We start from the raw sequence: 17,616 nt of genomic DNA, 5'->3' as shown, positions 1-17,616 counted from the left end.
GCCCGGCCATGAGCAAAAGAAAGCTTATTCCGCTGCTGATCTACATTCTGTTCCTGCTGGTGCCGATCTACTGGCTGCTGAACATGTCCTTCAAGAGCAACACCGAAATCCTCGGCGGCCTGACGCTTTTCCCACAGGCGTTCACGCTGGCGAACTACAAGGTGATCTTCACCGATCCGAGTTGGTACAACGGTTATCTCAACTCGCTGTACTACGTCAGCCTGAACACGGTCATCTCCCTGAGTGTGGCGTTGCCGGCGGCCTATGCGTTTTCGCGCTATCGTTTTCTGGGCGACAAGCACCTGTTCTTCTGGCTGTTGACCAACCGCATGGCGCCACCGGCGGTGTTCCTGCTGCCGTTCTTCCAGCTGTATTCGTCGATTGGTTTGTTCGATACACACATTGCCGTGGCACTCGCGCATTGCTTGTTTAACGTGCCGTTGGCGGTGTGGATTCTTGAAGGTTTCATGTCCGGGGTGCCGAAGGAGATCGACGAAACCGCCTACATTGATGGCTACAGTTTCCCCAAGTTCTTCGTGAAGATTTTCATCCCGCTGATCGGCTCCGGCATCGGCGTCACGGCGTTTTTCTGCTTCATGTTTTCCTGGGTCGAGCTGTTGCTGGCGCGTACGTTGACTTCGGTAAACGCCAAGCCGATTGCGGCGGTGATGACGCGTACCGTATCGGCCTCGGGTATCGACTGGGGTGTGCTGGCGGCGGCGGGGGTGTTGACCATTCTGCCGGGCATGCTGGTGATCTGGTTTGTTCGCAACCACGTGGCCAAGGGCTTTGCCCTCGGTCGGGTCTGAGGAGCTGATGATGGAATGGATGAGTTGGACCACCCCCACAGCGACATTCTTCATCGTCATCGGCCTGATTCTGGTGGGCATGACCACTTGGGAATTGCGTTCGCCGAGCATTCTACGGCGAGGGTTTCTGCCGATTGCCACCACCCGTGGCGATCGCTTGTTTATCGGTCTTCTCGGCAGCGCCTACCTGCATCTGCTGGTAATCGGCGCCACCGACTGGAGCATCTGGGTCGCGTCCGCGTTGTCCCTGGTGTGGCTGTTGGCTGTGATGCGTTGGGGCTAGGGTCTGTACAAAAGTTCGCTCGACGAGCTCACGTAAAGCGTCTGCTCCACAACTTAAACAGGAGGTCTCTATGTTCGACAAAAACAATAAGCTGCGACATAGCATTTCATTGGCAGCCATGCTGGCACTCAGCGGCTTGAGCGCATCTGCCTGGGCCGATGCCTACGAAGACGCTGCGAAAAAGTGGATCGGCAGCGAATTCAAACCGTCGACCCTGACGGCCGAACAGCAGCTCGAAGAATTGAAGTGGTTCATCAAGGCTGCCGAGCCGTTTCGCGGCATGGACATCAAGGTGGTTTCGGAAACCCTGACCACCCATGAATACGAGTCCAAGGTGCTGGCCAAGGCCTTCACTGAAATCACCGGGATCAAGCTCACCCACGACCTGCTGCAAGAAGGCGACGTGGTGGAAAAAATGCAGACTGTGATGCAGTCCGACAAGAATATTTATGACGGCTGGGTCAACGACTCGGACCTGATCGGTACGCACTTTCGCTACGGTAAGACCGAATCGATCACCGACCTGATGGCCAACGAAGGCAAGAACTTCACCTCGCCGACCCTCGACCTCAAGGACTTCATCGGCATCTCGTTCACCACCGCGCCAGACGGCAAGATCTATCAATTGCCCGACCAGCAATTCGCCAACCTGTACTGGTTCCGCGCCGACTGGTTCGAGCGTGCCGACCTGAAAGCCAAGTTCAAGGAAAAGTACGGCTACGAGCTGGGTGTGCCAGTGAACTGGTCGGCCTATGAAGACATCGCCAAATTCTTCAGCGAAGACGTCAAGGAAATCGACGGCAAGCGCGTTTATGGGCACATGGACTACGGCAAGAAAGATCCGTCGCTGGGCTGGCGTTTCACCGATGCCTGGTTCTCCATGGCCGGTGGCGGCGACAAGGGCTTGCCCAATGGTTTGCCGGTGGACGAGTGGGGGATTCGCGTCGAGGACTGCCATCCGGTCGGCTCCAGCGTGACCCGTGGCGGCGACACCAACGGTCCGGCGGCAGTTTTTGCCACCACCAAATACGTCGACTGGCTCAAGGCCTACGCGCCACCGGAAGCGGCGGGCATGACCTTCTCCGAGTCCGGCCCGGTGCCCTCGCAGGGCAACATCGCCCAGCAGATCTTCTGGTACACAGCGTTCACCGCCGACATGACCAAACCGGGCCTGCCGGTGGTCAACGCCGACGGCACGCCGAAGTGGCGCATGGCGCCGTCGCCTAAAGGCCCGTATTGGGAAGAGGGCATGAAGCTCGGCTATCAGGACGTGGGGTCGTGGACCTTCATGAAGTCTACGCCTGAGAAACAGAAACTCGCGGCGTGGCTGTACGCGCAGTTCGTGACCTCGAAAACCGTTTCGCTGAAAAAAACCATCGTCGGCCTGACACCGATTCGCGAGTCGGACATCAACTCGCAGGCGATGACCGATCTGGCGCCGAAACTCGGTGGCCTGGTCGAGTTCTATCGCAGCCCGGCCCGCGTGCAATGGTCGCCGACCGGCACCAACGTGCCGGACTATCCGCGTCTGGCGCAATTGTGGTGGAGCCACATCGCCGAAGCGGCAAGCGGCGAGAAGACTCCGCAGCAGGCGCTTGATGGCTTGGCCAAGGATCAGGACGCGATCATGACCCGCCTCGAACGCTCCAAGGCCCAGGCCACCTGCGCACCGAAAATGAACCCGGAACGCGACGCGCAATACTGGTTCGACCAGCCGGGCGCACCGAAACCGAAACTGGCTAACGAGAAGCCGAAGGGCGAGACCGTGAGCTACAACGAACTGCTGAAATCGTGGGCGGATGCGCGTAAGTGATATTTGGACCGTGAAAAGCGAACGGCATCGAAAGGTGCCGTTTTTTTTACTGCCCGATCCACCGCTTTCGCGAGCAAGCTCGCTCCCACATTGGGTCTGCGGTACTCATAAAACCTGAGTCAAATCGAAATCACTGTGGGAGCGAGCTTGCTCGCGAAGGCGGAGTGTCAAACAACAAAAATATCGACTGATCCACCGCCATCGCCAGCAGGCTGGCTCCCACAGGTTTCAGTGGTGTTCACAAATGTCGGGTACACCCGGGATCACTGTGGGAGCTGGCTTGCCAGCGATGGCGGCCTCATATTCAACAATGATGTTGCCTGATCTGACGCCATCGCGTGCAAGCCAGCCACAGGTGCCGGTGGTGTTCACCTGTTTTTTGAGCCCGAACTAAACTAGAACAACCAGATCTGTGTATCGGGCAACCAATGGATCAGCAGTGAGGAGTTTCATCGGTTCGGTCATTGCAGTTGCAACGATAAGGCGGTCGAACGGACCGCGATGATGGTGCTCGAGATCTTTCACGGCGATGGCGTGTTCGGAAGTTATCGGTAGTTCGATAAAACCACTCTCGATGCAGTACTGCCGAATTTCCTCGAGATCAACGTTCAGCTTTCCGAGTCCTACCTTGATTGCCATTTCCCAGAAGGTGGCAGTACTGATGTAGATATCGGCAGCGTTTTCAATCAGCTTTCTGGCTTTGCCGGAAAGTCTGGCGTCATCACTGAGTGTCCAGAGCAGAATGTGCGTGTCGAGCAGAATCCTCATGCCTGGGTGCCCTCAAAAGCATCGAGCATGTCGTCAGGTAATGGGGCGTCGAAATCCTCTGGTAGCAGCAGTTTTCCTTTCATTGCCCCTATGCGTTGACCGCTGGTTTTTCCCATTGGGACGAGACGGGCTAGCGCACGACCATGTTTGGCAATCGTGATGACCTGTCCCGCTGCCGCGTCATCGACGAGTTTGGATAGATTGTTTTTGGCTTCAGCCAACGGAACGATGATCATCATGTCTCCCCCGTATTCTGGACAAATATAGCCAGAATATTGCAGGTCCGCAAAATCGCGTCGATGTCCCGCGTAGACAGGTGACAGGGCGGTACGACCACTTGTGTATGGCATCTGCTTGATTTTGCTCTGCCGGCTGGCTGCCATGGTATCGACGCCCTCAACCAATTCCCAAAAGATGTCTCGTTTCATCATCCTTCCTCGCTCTGATATTCCCTCCCGAAGGCATCCACAATAAAACCATTCACAGGTTATGGCTGTAGGACGAAACGGAGGTTGCGGCGAGAGCTTTCGGCGTTTGTGGGAGGATGGGTGCGTATCGGTAAAAAGTCGTACAAATGACCCAAATCCCACCGAACCGTCGCGGCGTACACAACATTTGTAGGAGCTGCCGAAGGCTGCGATCTTTTGATATTGATCTTTAAAAGCAAAAGATCGCAGCCTGCGGCGGCTCTTGCACGGATCACTCGGCGGTCGGGAAACCCAGTCGAAACACCGTCATCGCCCCCGGCAAACTCTTCACGTCGGCCACCCCCTGATGCAGGCTCATGATCGAGCGCACAATCGCCAGCCCAAGCCCTGTGCTGCCTTGCGAGCGCGAGCGGCTGCTGTCTACGCGGTAGAAGCGATCAAACAGATGGGGCAGATGCTGCGCCTCGATCCCCGCACCGGGATTGCTCACCAGCAGTGAAGTCTGCGTCGCGCCTTGTTCGATCAGCAGCGTCACGGTTTTTCCGGACGGACAATGGCGCAGCGCGTTGGACAGCAGATTCGATATCGCCCGCTGAATCATCAACCGGTCGCCCATCACCGAGGCACTGCCGACCACGTTCAAATGAATCTGCTTGTCCTGCGCCGACAGTGAAAACATCTCGGCCACCTTCGACGCCTCCTCTTCCAGCGCCACAGCATCAAACGGCGCCAGCGCCGACGGGTGGCTCACCTGCGCCAGAAACAGCATGTCCGAAACAATCCGCGTCACGCGCTCCAGCTCTTCGGTGCACGAGACCAGCACGTCCTTGTATTCCTCTGTTGTGCGTTCGCGCGACAGCGTCACCTGTGCCTTGCCCATCAGGTTATTGATCGGTGTGCGCAACTCATGCGCCAGATCATCCGAGAACTGCGATAGCTGCTGCACCCCCGCATCCAGGCGATGCAGCATGAAGTTGATGCCCTGCGCCAGTTCGCTCAACTCCTGCGGCATGTTCACCACCGACAGCCGATGATCCAGATCCTGGGTCGAGACCATCGCCGCCACTTTGCGAAACTCGCGCATCGGCGCCAACCCCCGTTGCACTGCGCCCCAAGCGGTCAGGCCGATGAAGATCAGCAGCAACGGCAAAGCCACTAGCGTCGAGCGCAAATAGGCACTGAGCAAGGCTTCATCGTGGGCGTTGTCCATCGACAGCAGTACCGGCACGCGGGTGCCGTCCTTGAGGCTGATCAGCCTCGACGCGGTGAGGAATTGCGCGCCCTCGGTATCGGTGCTGCTGGAGTAAGCCAGGTCGTCAGTAATCGCCCGCACAGCCCTCAATTCAATACGCGAATCGGCCATGCCAGTGCCGGACTTGAGCAACGGCGTGCGCAAATTGCTGCGTTCGTAAATCGTCAGCGTGAGGTTGTCATGGCCCATGACCTGATCGAGCAGGATGTGCGGTTTAGCGCCGATTTCGCCAGTGTCGGCGTACAACGTCAGGCTGTGTTCAACCTGCTCCATTTTCTTTTTCAGGCTGTCTCTGGACAGCGCATTGAGCTCATGGGTCAGAGCGAAATAGGCGAGGATCGCCAGAAACACCACCAGCAGCGCGCCGAGCACACTGACGGTCAAACCGAGGCGCATCGACAGACTGGCGGGCTTCATTCCCGCGCCTCCAGCACGTAACCGACGCCGCGCAGGGTGTGGATCAACTTGTGCTCGAACGGGTCATCGATCTTCGCCCGCAACCGCCGGATCGACACCTCGACCACGTTGGTGTCGCAATCAAAATTCATGTCCCACACCAGCGAAATGATCTGCGTGCGGGTGAGCACTTCGCCGGACTGGCGCATCAGCAAATGCAGCAGGGCGAATTCCTTGGTGGTCAGGTCGATGCGCTGCTCGCCACGAAATGCGCGATGGCGCCCCGGGTCGAGTTCCAGGTCGGCGACTTTCAGCACCTGCGGCTGCGGAATGTTTTCGCTGCGGCGCATCAAGGTACGCACCCGCGCCAGCAGTTCGGGAAACTCGAAGGGCTTGACCAGATAGTCATCGGCGCCCAAATCAAGTCCTCGAATCTTGTCGGCCAGACGCCCGCGCGCAGTGAGCATCATCACCCGCGTGGAGTGGGTGCGCCGCAGTTGTTCCAGCACGCCCCAGCCGTCGAGTGCCGGCAGATTGACGTCGAGAATGATCACGTCATAAACCTGTTGTTGCGCCAAATGCAAACCGTCGGCGCCGGTGGCCGCGTGGTCGACGATATAACCACTTTCGGTCAAACCCTGATGCAAGTATTCGGCAGCTTTAAGCTCGTCCTCGATGACAAGGATTCGCATGATCTATCACCACTTTTATTTAATGGATATTTAATTAAGGCGGCCCCTCACCCTAACCCTCTCCCGGAGGGAGAGGGGACTGAGCGCTGGATATTTCAGAACTACGCCGACGTGAAACAAATTTACTGAATCCATAATCGACTTGATTTAACAGGTCGATATATAACGCCATGCACTTCGGTCGGCTCCCTCTCCCACCGGGAGAGGGCTGGGGTGAGGGGAGGCGGCACAATAAAGGTTGTAGCGGCTATAGGGTCAACGACAAAACGCTCTAAGCCAGTGGTCCGCGACAGTCGGTCGCAGCGCGACCCACCAAAATCCCATAACTTCGGTTCACACAAGTGCTGTTCGGCAGACAACTAATCCGCATTTGTTTCCATGTATTGCAATAACACCGCTCGCACTTCGCATCCTAAAACAAAACAACTTCGCCCCACCGTGGATAACGGATTTGTAATGTTCCAGTCACCTTGTCGATAAGTTCAAAACCCTACCGTGGCGCATCGAAAAATCCTTAATTGAAGGAAGTCTTCCATTGCCCGGTTTAACCGAACTGACGGCGCGATCACGCCTGAAAAAAACCGCCATCGGCATCCTGTTGTTGGCCAGTACCAGCCTTGTGCACGCCTCGACCCTGACCCTCGAACAAGCCCTGCAAACGGCATTCGCCGGCAACCCCGATCTGGCGGCCGCGCAATGGGAAATCGGCATCGCCGAGGGTGATCGCCAACAGGCGGGGTTGATCCCCAACCCGGAGGTTTCGTGGGAGGCCGAAGACACCCGCCGCAACTCGCGCACCACCACGGTGATGCTCAGCCAACCGATCGAACTGGGCGGCAAACGCGGCGCCCGCATCGACGTCACCAGCCGCGCCCAGGACGCCGCGGGTATCGAACTGGAGCGCAAACGCAATGCCTTGCGCGCCGACGTAATTCAGGCGTTCAACAACGCCCAGACCGCGCAGCAGCGCTCGCAGTTGTCACGCCAATCCATGCAACTGGCCGAGCACGGTTTGCGCGTGGCGCAGGGTCGCATCGAGGCCGGCAAATCATCGCCGGTCGAAGGTACGCGGGCGCAGGTGCAACTGTCCGAAGTGCGTCTGGAACTGAGTCGCGCCGAACGCGATCAGGCCAACGCTTATCAGCAATTGGCGCAGGTCATGGGCGCACCGTTGCCGACCTCGACCAGCGTACAAACAGCCACGCCGAACATGCCCGCAGTGCCACCGCCGAGCCGTCTGTTGGACCGCTTGAACGAAACCGCTGAACTGCGTCTGGCCAAATTGCAGATCGATCAGCGCGAAGCCTCGTTGGGTCTGGAGAAGTCGCAGCGAATACCCGATCTCACCGTCAGCATCGGCAGCCAATACAGCGAAACCGAGCGCGAGAGGGTCAATGTGGTCGGGCTGTCGATGCCGATTCCGCTGTTCAATCGCAATCAGGGCAACGTGCTGACGGCAGCGCGTCGCAGCGATCAGGCGCGGGATCTGCGCAACGCCACCGAGCTGCGTTTGCGCACCGAAATCCAGACCAGCCTTGAGCAATGGCAGACCGCCAACGGCGAAGTCACAGCGTTCAATCAGACCATCCTCCCGGCCGCGCAAAGTGCCGTCGACAGCGCCACCCGCGGATTCGAAATGGGCAAGTTCGGCTTCCTCGACGTGCTCGATGCGCAACGCACCTTGATCAGTGCGCGCAGCCAATACACCCAGGCCGTCAGCGAAGCCACCGACGCTCGCGTACGCATCGAACGGATCTTCGGCGACCTCGCCGTCAGCCGTTGAATTTCATCTTTCTGAACACTGCGCGATGGCACGGCGCAGAGGAGTTTCCATGGATAAAAAATTGATTGTGGTCGCTGCGGCAACCCTGGCGCTGGGTATCGGCATCGGTTCGATGTGGCCGGGTAATGCGTCCATCGATGCCCACGCCGATGAAGCGGCCGAACATGCCGATCATGCCGAAGAAGGCGCGGCCGCTGACGACGACCACGGCGAAGAAGGGCACATTGAATTGAACGCCGAACAGATCGCCGCCGCCGGCATTCAACTGGCCGAGGCGGGGGCGCAGAACATCAGCCTCCGCTTGCCGTTTCCCGGCGAAGTACGCTTCGACGAAGACCGTACCGCCCACGTGGTGCCGCGTGTTCCCGGAGTGGTCGAGTCGGTGTCGGTCAACCTCGGTCAATCAGTGAAGAAGGGCCAGTTGCTGGCGGTGATTGCCAGTCAGCAGATCTCCGATCAACGCAGTGAACAGGCGGCCGCGCAACGCCGTTTGGCCTTGGCCCGCACCACCTATGAACGCGAGAAGAAGCTGTGGCAGGACAAGATCTCCGCCGAGCAGGATTTCCTTCAGGCGCGCCAAACCTTGGAAGAGGCAGAAATCGCCGTGAGCAACGCCCGACAAAAGATCAGCGTGCTCAGCGGCAGCGTGGTCGCCACGGGCGGTAATCGCTATGAACTGCGCGCACCGTTCGACGGTGTTGTGGTGGAAAAACACTTGACGCCGGGGGAGGTGGTTGATGAATCCACGGCGGCGTTCACCCTCTCGGATCTGTCGCGAGTTTGGGTGACGTTCGGCGTTTCGCCCAAGGATCTGAACAAGGTGCAGGTGGGCAAAACGGTCACCGTCATCGCACCGGAGTTGAATGCGCAAGTCACTGGCAGCGTGGCCTACGTCGGCAGTCTGCTCGGCGAGCAGACGCGCACCGCGACCGTGCGCGTCACCCTGGAAAACCCGCAGGGTTCGTGGCGGCCCGGCTTGTTCGTGACCGCGCTGGTGGCCACCGATAGCCGCCAGGCCAACGTCGCCGTGCCGGAAAACGCCATCCAGACCGTCGAGGAGAAACCCACGGTGTTCGTGCGCACCGACGATGGTTTCAAGGCGCAAGCGGTGGAACTGGGCAGTCGCGCAGGCGGTTTTGTGGAAATCACTCAAGGGTTGGATGCGGGCGCGCAAATCGCCAGCGCTGGCAGCTTCGTCCTCAAATCGGAACTGGGCAAAGCCTCAGCCGAGCACAGTCACTGATCCCGGAAGACTCCCATGTTCGAACGCCTGATCCAGTTTGCCATCGAGCAGCGCAACATCGTGCTGCTCGCCGTTCTGCTCATGGCCGGCCTCGGCATCGCCAGTTATCAAAAACTGCCGATCGACGCCGTGCCCGACATCACCAACGTCCAGGTACAGATCAACACCGGTGCAGCCGGGTTCTCGCCACTGGAAACCTCGCAGCGCATCACCTTCCCGATTGAAACCGCCATGGCCGGTTTGCCGGCGCTGGAACAGACCCGTTCGCTGTCGCGCTCGGGGTTGTCGCAAGTCACGGTGATCTTCAAGGACGGCACCGACCTGTTTTTCGCCCGCCAACTGGTCAACGAGCGTTTGCAGATCGCCAAGGAGCAATTGCCCGAAGGTGCGGAAGCCGTGATGGGGCCGATTTCCACCGGCCTCGGCGAGATTTTCCTGTGGACGGTCGAGGCGCAGGAAGGGGCGTTGAAGGACGACGGCACACCCTACACGCCGACCGATCTGCGGGTGATTCAGGACTGGATCATCAAGCCGCAATTGCGCAACGTGCCGGGTGTCGCCGAGATCAACACCATCGGCGGTTTCGCCAAGGAATATCAGATTGCGCCGGACCCGAAACGGCTGGCCGCGTACAAGCTGACCCTTACTGATCTGGTCATTGCACTTGAGCGCAACAACGCCAACGTCGGCGCCGGTTACATCGAGCGCAGCGGCGAGCAATTGCTGATTCGCGCACCGGGGCAAGTGGCGAGTACCGAGGACATCGCCAACATTGTCATGGCCAATGTCGACGGCACGCCGATCCGCATCAAGAACGTTGCCACCGTGGAAATCGGTCGCGAACTGCGCAGCGGCGCGGCGACGGAAAATGGCCGTGAAGTGGTGCTCGGCACGGTGTTCATGTTGATCGGCGAGAACAGCCGCACCGTGTCGCAAGCGGTTGCCAGCAAGCTCGAACAGATCAACAAATCCCTGCCCAAAGGCGTGATCGCGGTGACGGTTTATGACCGCACGCACCTGGTCGACAAAGCCATTGCCACGGTGAAGAAAAATCTCATCGAAGGCGCGATTCTGGTGATCGCGATTCTGTTCCTGTTCCTCGGCAACATCCGCGCAGCGCTGATTACCGCGATGGTGATTCCGCTGTCGATGCTGTTCACCTTCACCGGCATGTTCAGCAACAAGGTCAGCGCCAACCTGATGAGTCTGGGCGCACTGGACTTTGGCATTATCGTCGACGGCGCGGTGGTGATCGTCGAAAACACCCTGCGCCGCTTGGCTCATGCGCAGCAGCGTCACGGGCGATTGCTGACGCGATCCGAGCGATTCCATGACGTGTTTGCGGCGGCGAAAGAGGCGCGGCGACCACTAATTTTCGGTCAGTTGATCATCATGGTCGTGTACCTGCCGATCTTCGCCTTGAGCGGCGTCGAAGGGAAAATGTTCCACCCGATGGCGTTCACCGTGGTCATTGCGTTGCTCGGCGCCATGCTGCTTTCGGTAACCTTTGTTCCTGCGGCCATTGCGCTGTTCGTCACTGGCAAGGTCAAGGAAGAAGAGGGCATGGTGATGCGCGGCGCGCGTCGTGTTTATGCGCCAGCGCTGGCCTGGGTTATGAGTCATCGTGCCGTGGCAATCGGCGCGGCGTTGGGCGTGATCGTGCTCAGCGGCGTGCTGACCAGCCGCATGGGCAGCGAGTTTGTGCCGAGCCTCAGCGAGGGCGATTTCGCCTTGCAGGCCTTGCGTGTACCGGGCACCAGCCTGACGCAATCGGTGGACATGCAGCAGCGACTGGAAACGCTGATTCTGGCGAAAGTGCCGGAAGTCGAGCGTGTGTTCGCCCGCACAGGAACCGCCGAAATCGCCTCCGACCCGATGCCGCCGAACATCTCCGACAGCTACGTGATGCTCAAGCCGAAAGAGCAGTGGCCGGACCCTGACAAGTCCCGCGAAACCCTGATGGCTGAACTGCAAGCCGCCGCCGCGACGTTACCGGGCAGCAATTATGAGCTGTCGCAGCCGATTCAACTGCGCTTCAACGAACTTATCTCCGGCGTGCGCAGTGATGTGGCGGTGAAGGTGTTCGGCGATGACATGGACGTGCTCAATGCAACCGCCACGAAGATTGCGGCGGCCATGCAGAAGGTCAGCGGCGCGTCCGAGGTCAAGGTCGAACAAACCACTGGTCTTCCGGTGCTGACCATCAACATCGATCGCGACAAGGCTTCGCGCTATGGGCTTAACGTCGGTGATGTGCAGGACACCATTGCCGTGGCCGTTGGCGGACGTCAGGCCGGGACGTTGTATGAAGGCGATCGTCGCTTCGATATGGTGGTGCGTTTGTCCGATGCGATGCGCAAAGACATCGACGGTTTGTCGGCGCTGTTGATTCCGGTGCCCGCGATTAACGGCGCGGCCGATCAGATTGGCTTCATCGCGTTGCAAGAAGTCGCCAGCCTTGATCTGGTGCTCGGGCCGAACCAGGTCAGTCGCGAAAACGGCAAGCGCCTGGTGATCGTCAGCGCCAACGTGCGCGGGCGCGATATCGGTTCGTTCGTTGCCGAGGCGGGCGAAGTGATCGAGCGCGACGTGCAGGTGCCCGCAGGTTACTGGACCAGTTGGGGCGGGCAGTTCGAGCAACTGCAATCGGCGGCAAAGCGTTTGCAGATCGTCGTACCGGTGGCGTTGCTGCTGGTGTTCGGGTTGTTGTTCATGATGTTCAACAACCTGAAGGACGGTTTGCTGGTGTTTACCGGGATTCCGTTTGCGTTGACCGGCGGGGTGATGGCGCTGTGGTTGCGGGATATTCCGCTGTCGATCTCTGCCGGAGTCGGATTCATCGCGCTGTCCGGTGTAGCGGTACTCAACGGGCTGGTGATGATCGCGTTTATCCGCAATTTGCGCGAGGAGGGACGGTCTCTCACCGATGCGATCAACGTCGGTGCGCTGACACGCCTGCGGCCAGTGTTGATGACGGCGTTGGTGGCATCGCTGGGCTTCATTCCGATGGCACTCGCGACCGGTACTGGCGCAGAGGTGCAACGCCCACTTGCAACGGTAGTGATCGGTGGAATTCTGTCCTCGACGATCCTCACGCTGCTGATTTTGCCGGCGCTATACCAACTCGCCCATCGCCGGGATGAGGACACAATTCCCACCTGATTGTGAACACAACCTTGTGGCGAGGGGATTTATCCCCGATGGACTGCGCAGCAGGCCTGCTTTTTTTGGGGCCGCTGCGCGACCCATCGGGGATAAATCCCCTCGCCACAGGTATTGCGCAGGACGCGCAGTGGTGGGTAAGGCCAGATAACGAATATGTAATTCGCCCGCCACCGTCCCGATAGGTTCGCCTTGTTACCTTGATCCCGTCAGCTACTTAAACGAGGAATCAAACATGAAATTCGCTCAGATCAGTGCCTTCACCGCAGCGTTAGTGATGTCTTCCCTGGCCCTGGCCGAAGGTGGCGGTGACCGCACTTTCGAAAAAATGATGACCGCCAACAACCGCTCCGTGGAGCTGTTCGTAGCCCGGGAGCAGGCCGCTGGTAATCCGGTCGTTGTCAATGACAAGAAAGACGACAAAACCCAAGACCTGTAAGCGTGTCGCACTGCAACAAGCCCGACATCGCGCATCGATGCCGGGCTTTTTTATGGAGGTTTTAACATGAAGTTGATCAAGTCGATGACGTTCGCCGCCGTGATGGCGATGTCGCTGAACGTGCTGGCTGAAGGTGGCGGTGATCGCACGTTTGAGCGCGCATTCAGCGCTAACGCCAAAGCCATGGCGCAGTACGCCGCCAACCAGGGCAAAGCGGTGCCAGTGGTGAAGGAATACGAATACGGCATGAAGCTGGATGTGGTGAAAATAGTCAGCGTTGTGAAGCCGCAGCCCGCGTGCTCGGTAGTCCCCACCGCCATGACCTACGAAGACTCCGAAGGCCAACTCAACACCCTCAAATACAGCGTGGCGGGTGCCTGCCGGAACAGCGGTGGATAACCAACACCTAATCCCTGTAGCTGCCGAAGGCTGCGATCTTTTGATTCTGTTTTTACAAGCAAGATCAAAAGATCGCAGCCTTCGGCAGCTCCTACAGGGGAATGCATTTCAGGCAGGCATAAAAAAGGCGTCCCGAAGGACGCCAAAAATTCACCTCTTTCCAAAGGAGCAAGGAGCTTCTAAAGGTGAATGGTGGAGACGTTAAAACCTAAAGAATCGCCAGCGGATACTCGACAATCACCCGCACTTCCTCCAGATCCGACTCGAACGCCGTGGCGCGGGTTGTGGCCTGGCGCAAACGCAGCGACAAGTCTTTCAACGAACCGCTCTGCACCACGTATTTGACTTCAACGTCACGCTCCCAACGCTTCTGGTCCGTCAGCGGATTGCCCTCGGCATCGCGGCGCATGTACACGGCGTTGGCGTTGGAATAGTCGGCACCGGTGCCGCGGGCGTAGCGGGTCATGAACGACAAACCCGGCACGCCGTAGGTGGTCATGTCGAGGTCGTAGCGCACCATCCATGAACGCTCTTTCGGCGAGTTGAAGTCGCTGTACTGGATGGAGTTGTCGAGGAAGATCGAGTCGGACTGACGCAAGTAATCGAAGTCGTCGTTACCGTTGTTGCGCTGGTGCGACAGGGCCACGGAATGGGCGCCGAGTTTCACGCCAACGCGGCCACTCCAGATGTTGTTATCGAACTCGCCGAGCAGTCGTTTGCCTTCGTCGACCGCCCTGTAGTAATTCAAACCACCAAACAGCGACAGGTCATCCGACAGCGGGTACGTCCACGCGGTGCCTGCGTAATACTGATTCCAGGCGTCTTTGAGGCGACTGGAATACAGGCTGAAACTGAGGTTTTGGTTCAGCACATAGTCGCCGCCGCCATAAGCGATCCACGGCGAATTGACCGGGCCGGCGTAGAAGGTAGCGAAGTTCTCGCGCATGTCGCTCGACACCGGTTGGCTCATCGCATGCAGTCGACCGCCCTGAACTGAAAGACCTTCGATACTGGTGTTGGTCGCCGTGACACCACGAAAGCTCTCAGGCAGCAAACGGGAGTCACCGGCGGCGACCACCGGGTTGGCCGGGAACACGTCACCGACCCTGACCACCGTATCGAAAGCCCGTACCTTGGCGGCGCCACCTACCTTGCTGTATTCGTCCCGAGCCTCACCGTCACTGTTCACCGGCAATACGTCAAACGAACTACGCCCACCGTTGCGGCCGTCTCCGGTATCCAGCTTCAAACCGATCATCGCGAACGCGTCAACACCGAACCCGACGGTGCCTTGGGTAAAGCCGGATTCGAACTTGCTGATCACCGCATGCGCCCAGGCTTCGGAGTAACCATTGCCGGTTGGGCTGGACTGGCCGTTGCGGTCGTCACGATTGAAGTAGAAGTTGCGGTTGAGCACCGTCAGGCTGCTGCCTTCAACAAAGCCCTCAGGTTTTTCTTCCGCCAACACCATGGACGGCCCGGAGCCGACCACTACTGCTAAAGCGGCCATCGACATTTTTGTATTGTTAACCATCAATCACTCCTTGGGTTCGGCAGAACAGGAACGTGCTTCGGCGTGGGTTTTATTGTTCGACGGGCAAAGGCCCGCCGGCATTGGTCGCCGGGTCACATCGTTGCAAGCTGCGGATAACGCGAGGGTGATGGGGGAATTACAATTTCGTCATGTGGCAGGAACGCCAAGTCACGCGGGTGTACGCGGGCTTACGAACACCACTGAAACCTGTGGGAGCGAGCCTGCTCGCGATAGCGGTGTGTCAGGTAATGAAGATGTTGAATCTGCCGACGCCATCGCGAGCAGGCTCACTCCCACATTGATCAGGGTGGGTCTGATAGAACACCTGTGTGCAGAAGTGGCCTTTACTTTTCGAAGGTCACATCGCAATTGACGTGTCGGAACAGTTCACAGCACTATCCAGCCATGAATACCCAACGCCGAATGAACATGATGTGCTCCGCTATGACCGCTTCCGGCGGGCCATAAGGTCATACGTGATTGTTTTGACGTGTACCAGAAGCCCCGCCAGAGATGGACGGGGCTTTTTCATTTTCCATCTGCACATGGCTCAAGGAGAGAGAAATGTTCGAGATCAGAAGGGCTACCCCAAGCGATGCTCAAATAGCGTTCGACATTCGCCGACTGGCGATCCGGCATCAATGCATCGGAGCCTACAGCGAGCAGCAGATGCTCGACTGGACTAAAGGCTCGGCTGAGGACGGTTATGACACGCTCATGCACAAGCACTTTTATTTGGTCTGCATCGAGGGTGAGCCTGTGGCAACAGGCATGTTGGATCTGGAACACTGCGAAATCGGTGCAATCTTTATCCGTCCAGATTTTATGCATTGCGGTCTGGGCAAACGCGTCCTGCATTTTCTTGAAGATATGGCGCGGGATCTGGGGTTGACAGAGGTATGCCTCGACGCAACTTTGAATGCAGTCGATTTCTATCGGCGCTGTGGTTATGTCGGAGAGGGCAGTGCGGTTTATCAATCGCCTTCGGGTCTGCAATTGGCGTGCGTACCGATGATGAAAAAACTGTGATGTCGATCATGAACGTCTGGTACTGACTGTGTGGAGAGGGTGATTGCTCCCTCTTCACAGGTTCTTCTCCGCTGCGTAAATTCGACAAAAACAAAAACGGCACCCGAAGGTGCCGTTTCCATTTGCCGCTAAATCCGCCAGAGCAATCAGCCCGCCAGACCCGCCTGCTGAACCAGTGTCAGCAATGGCTGCGGGTAAACGCCGAGGAAGAACGCAACCAGGGCGATCGCCAGCAGCATCACGCCGCCTGCTTTCTGTTCCCAGTGCAGTTGCGCATCGTGACGACGCAGGTTCGGCTCGATCAGGTACAGGGTGACCATCACGCGCAGGTAGTAGAAAACGCCGATGGCGCTGCCCAGTACCAGCGAACCTACCAGCCACCATTGGTGCGACTCGACACCGGTGGCGATGATGTAGAACTTGCCGATGAAGCCAGCAGTCAGCGGGATACCGGCCAGGGACAGCATCATCACGGTCAGTACGGCGGTCAGGTACGGACGGCGCCAGAACAGGCCGCGGTATTCGTACAGGGCATCCGCGTCACGGCCGTTGTACGGCGAGGACATCAGGGTGATCACGCCGAACGCGCCGAGGCTGGTGATCACGTAGGTGACCAGGTAAACGCCGATGGCCTCCACCGCCAGACCCTTGCTCGCCACCAGTGCGATCAGCAGGTAGCCGAAGTGCGCGATGGACGAGTAACCGAGCAAACGCTTGAGGTTGCTCTGGGTCAGGGCCAGCAGGTTACCGAACAGGATCGAGGCGACGGCGATCACGCTCAGCACGTCGCTCAGTACGCCACTGCTTGCAGCAGGGGAGATCTGAAACAGACGCACCATCACCGCGAACACGGCAACCTTGGAAGCAGTCGCGAGGAACGCGGCAACCGGTGCCGGAGCACCTTCGTACACGTCCGGCGTCCACAGGTGGAATGGTACCAGCGACAGCTTGAACGCCAGACCGATCAACATCATGCCCAGGCCCAGTTGTGCCAGCGGGCTAGGCAGGCCAGTCGCGGCCAGTGCCTGACCGATACCGGTGAAGCTCAGCGAGCCGGCGTCTGCGTACAACAGCGCCATACCGAACAACAGGAACGCGGAACCGGCGGCCGACAGCACCATGTATTTGATGCCGGCTTCCAGCGAACGCTTGTTGAAGAAGGCGTAAGCCACCAGACCATAGACCGGCACCGAGAGCAGTTCCAGACCGATGAACAAGCCGGCCAGGTGCTGCGCGCTGACCAAAACCAGCCCGCCAAGTGCGGACATCAGGATCAGCAGGTACAGTTCTTCACGGTTGCCCGGGTAACCCGAACCGCCATCGCCCAAATAGGCGTGGGCGAGGGTGACACAGGCGAGGGTGGCGACCAGGATCAGTGCCATGTACAGGCAAGCGAAGGCGTCGATCTGCAGCAATGGGGTCACGGCCAGAGGCGCGACTTTCAAAGCAGGCAGGATCGACAACAGGGCCAGGTTCAGACCCGCCACCGAAATCAGGAAGGTCTGCGAGTGGTTGCGGCGCCAGGCGATTGCCAGCATCACCACGATAATGGTGAGGCTGGTGATCAACAGTGGCGCAAGCGCAAT

General features: G+C 58.6%; 15 protein-coding genes. 9 read left to right on the top strand and 6 right to left on the bottom strand.

Annotated elements, in window-relative coordinates:
* Positions 1-8: 8 nt before the first annotated feature.
* The 3 genes from ACIQVE_RS01215 to ACIQVE_RS01205 all read left to right on the top strand — a co-directional run bounded on the left by ACIQVE_RS01215 (position 9) and on the right by ACIQVE_RS01205 (position 2,905).
* Entirely contained in the window at positions 9-809 is an 801-nt protein-coding gene (locus ACIQVE_RS01215) for a carbohydrate ABC transporter permease (RefSeq protein WP_402803734.1), read from the top strand.
* Positions 810-819: 10 nt separating this feature from the next.
* Positions 820-1,092, top strand: a complete 273-nt coding sequence (locus tag ACIQVE_RS01210; protein ID WP_042559891.1) for a DUF2160 domain-containing protein — start codon at positions 820-822, stop codon at positions 1,090-1,092.
* 70 nt (positions 1,093-1,162) lie between these two features.
* Positions 1,163-2,905, top strand: coding sequence for a carbohydrate ABC transporter substrate-binding protein (locus ACIQVE_RS01205; protein WP_402803731.1), 1,743 nt, complete (start codon positions 1,163-1,165; stop codon positions 2,903-2,905).
* A 390-nt stretch (positions 2,906-3,295) separates the two neighbouring features.
* Here ACIQVE_RS01205 and ACIQVE_RS01200 read toward each other — a convergent pair whose 3' ends face one another.
* From ACIQVE_RS01200 to ACIQVE_RS01185, 4 genes are all read right to left on the bottom strand, one after another.
* Complete coding sequence (locus ACIQVE_RS01200) at positions 3,296-3,673, bottom strand: type II toxin-antitoxin system VapC family toxin (protein ID WP_402803729.1); 378 nt, start codon at positions 3,671-3,673, stop codon at positions 3,296-3,298.
* Positions 3,670-4,023 (bottom strand): type II toxin-antitoxin system Phd/YefM family antitoxin, encoded by a 354-nt coding sequence (locus tag ACIQVE_RS01195; protein ID WP_402804038.1) that lies wholly within the window; start codon positions 4,021-4,023, stop codon positions 3,670-3,672. The genes ACIQVE_RS01200 and ACIQVE_RS01195 overlap by 4 nt, the downstream gene beginning before the upstream one ends.
* Positions 4,024-4,372: 349 nt before the next feature.
* The gene (locus tag ACIQVE_RS01190; RefSeq protein ID WP_402803727.1) at positions 4,373-5,770 is read right to left on the bottom strand and encodes a heavy metal sensor histidine kinase; all 1,398 of its coding nucleotides are present in this window, start codon (positions 5,768-5,770) and stop codon (positions 4,373-4,375) included.
* Positions 5,767-6,441, bottom strand: a complete 675-nt coding sequence (locus ACIQVE_RS01185) for a heavy metal response regulator transcription factor (protein ID WP_402803725.1) — start codon at positions 6,439-6,441, stop codon at positions 5,767-5,769. The genes ACIQVE_RS01190 and ACIQVE_RS01185 overlap by 4 nt, the downstream gene beginning before the upstream one ends.
* A gap of 535 nt (positions 6,442-6,976) precedes the next feature.
* Here ACIQVE_RS01185 and ACIQVE_RS01180 point away from each other — a divergent pair.
* The 5 genes from ACIQVE_RS01180 to ACIQVE_RS01160 all read left to right on the top strand — a co-directional run bounded on the left by ACIQVE_RS01180 (position 6,977) and on the right by ACIQVE_RS01160 (position 13,467).
* Positions 6,977-8,224 carry a TolC family protein gene (locus ACIQVE_RS01180; protein ID WP_402803723.1) on the top strand — a complete coding sequence of 416 codons (1,248 nt, stop codon included), beginning with the start codon at positions 6,977-6,979 and terminating at the stop codon, positions 8,222-8,224.
* A gap of 49 nt (positions 8,225-8,273) precedes the next feature.
* Entirely contained in the window at positions 8,274-9,467 is a 1,194-nt protein-coding gene (locus ACIQVE_RS01175) for an efflux RND transporter periplasmic adaptor subunit (protein WP_402803721.1), read from the top strand.
* 15 nt (positions 9,468-9,482) lie between these two features.
* The gene (locus ACIQVE_RS01170) at positions 9,483-12,629 is read left to right on the top strand and encodes a CusA/CzcA family heavy metal efflux RND transporter (protein ID WP_402803719.1); all 3,147 of its coding nucleotides are present in this window, start codon (positions 9,483-9,485) and stop codon (positions 12,627-12,629) included.
* Positions 12,630-12,864: 235 nt separating this feature from the next.
* The gene (locus ACIQVE_RS01165; RefSeq protein ID WP_402803717.1) at positions 12,865-13,068 is read left to right on the top strand and encodes a co-regulatory protein PtrA N-terminal domain-containing protein; all 204 of its coding nucleotides are present in this window, start codon (positions 12,865-12,867) and stop codon (positions 13,066-13,068) included.
* Positions 13,069-13,134: 66 nt separating this feature from the next.
* Entirely contained in the window at positions 13,135-13,467 is a 333-nt protein-coding gene (locus tag ACIQVE_RS01160) for a DUF2790 domain-containing protein (RefSeq protein WP_402803715.1), read from the top strand.
* Positions 13,468-13,675: 208 nt separating this feature from the next.
* Here ACIQVE_RS01160 and ACIQVE_RS01155 read toward each other — a convergent pair whose 3' ends face one another.
* The gene (locus ACIQVE_RS01155; RefSeq protein ID WP_402803713.1) at positions 13,676-15,001 is read right to left on the bottom strand and encodes an OprD family porin; all 1,326 of its coding nucleotides are present in this window, start codon (positions 14,999-15,001) and stop codon (positions 13,676-13,678) included.
* Between the two features lie 564 nt (positions 15,002-15,565).
* Between ACIQVE_RS01155 and ACIQVE_RS01150 the strand changes: the two genes are divergently transcribed.
* Complete coding sequence (locus ACIQVE_RS01150; RefSeq protein WP_402804036.1) at positions 15,566-16,030, top strand: GNAT family N-acetyltransferase; 465 nt, start codon at positions 15,566-15,568, stop codon at positions 16,028-16,030.
* A 146-nt stretch (positions 16,031-16,176) separates the two neighbouring features.
* On the opposite strand, the gene nuoN is transcribed toward ACIQVE_RS01150, so the two are convergent.
* Positions 16,177-17,616 (bottom strand): NADH-quinone oxidoreductase subunit NuoN (gene nuoN / locus ACIQVE_RS01145; RefSeq protein WP_402803710.1); only part of this gene is annotated, 1,440 nt, incomplete at its 5' end.

The sequence above is a fragment of the Pseudomonas sp. NPDC098747 genome, assembly GCF_044760045.1.
GTDB lineage: Bacteria > Pseudomonadota > Gammaproteobacteria > Pseudomonadales > Pseudomonadaceae > Aquipseudomonas.
This window is presented reverse-complemented; position numbering and strand designations above follow the sequence as displayed.